Source organism: Geodermatophilus sp. DF01-2, from assembly GCF_004571065.1.
Lineage (GTDB): Bacteria > Actinomycetota > Actinomycetes > Mycobacteriales > Geodermatophilaceae > Geodermatophilus.
Genome location: NZ_SPQN01000189.1, coordinates 1 through 919 on the forward strand (window position 1 = coordinate 1; position 919 = coordinate 919).

Annotated in this window: 2 protein-coding genes; both read left to right on the forward strand. The window is 75.4% G+C overall.

What is annotated here, in order from left to right; genetic code table 11:
* The first annotated feature begins 111 nt into the window (after positions 1 to 111).
* On the forward strand, positions 112 to 486 hold the full coding sequence (locus tag E4P41_RS21760; RefSeq protein WP_209307869.1) for a YlxR family protein: 375 nt from the start codon (positions 112 to 114) through the stop codon (positions 484 to 486).
* A gap of 70 nt (positions 487 to 556) precedes the next feature.
* The coding region (locus E4P41_RS22495; protein ID WP_209307868.1) for a translation initiation factor IF-2 N-terminal domain-containing protein at positions 557 to 919 on the forward strand (363 nt) is incomplete at its 3' end.

Sequence of the window (919 nt, forward strand, 5' to 3'; positions counted from 1 at the left end):
TGGAGGCGCCCGCCCCGGACGGGTGGCCGGCGGCCGGCGCCCGGAACATCCGGGGCCCTCCGCGCGCTAGAGTTGAGGGTGGCCGAAACGTCGATCCCGGTGCGCACGTGTGTGGGCTGCCGGAAGCGCGCTCCGGTCACCGACCTGCTGCGCGTCGTCGTCCGGAACGGGGCTCTGGTCCCCGACCCACGACGGAGGCTCCCCGGCCGGGGCGCCTCGATGCACCCCACCCCGGAGTGCCTGCGCGCGGCGGAGCGACGCCGGGCCTTCGTGCGGGCGCTGCGCAGCAGCACCCCGGTGGAGGCCGGTCCGCTCCGGGACCACGTCCTCGGCGCGCCGTCCACGGCGCCCGCGGAGAGCGGGCCCGGGGCGGGCGACAACGGACGAACGACAACCGCACCAACACAGACGGACCCGCACCCGGCGGGTCCGCACGTCGAGAGCAGGACGTCGTCGGATGAGCAAGCCGTGAAGTCCCCACGATGACACGCCAGACCATGCAGTACTGACGACGAGGTCGCGCGGGCCAGCCGCCGGCCTCACAAAGAGGAGATCCGTGCCAGGCAAAGCCCGCGTACACGAACTCGCCAAGGAGTTCGGTGTCGACAGCAAGACCGTGCTCGCCAAGCTCAAGGAGCAGGGCGAGTTCGTGAAGTCCGCCTCCTCCACCGTCGAGGCCCCCGTGGCCCGGCGCCTGCGGGAGGCCTTCGTGGCCTCCGGTTCCGACGGTGGCGGCAACGGCGGTGGCCAGGTCGCCGCCCCGAAGCCCGCCCCGCGTCCGGGTCCGCGTGCCCCGCAGGCCCCGGCCGCCGCGGCTCCTGCCGCGCCGTCCGTTCCGGCCGCGCCGTCCGTTCCGGCCGCGCCGTCCGTTCCGGCCCCGACGCCGGGTCCCGCGTCGCCGTCGCCGGAGACCCAGATC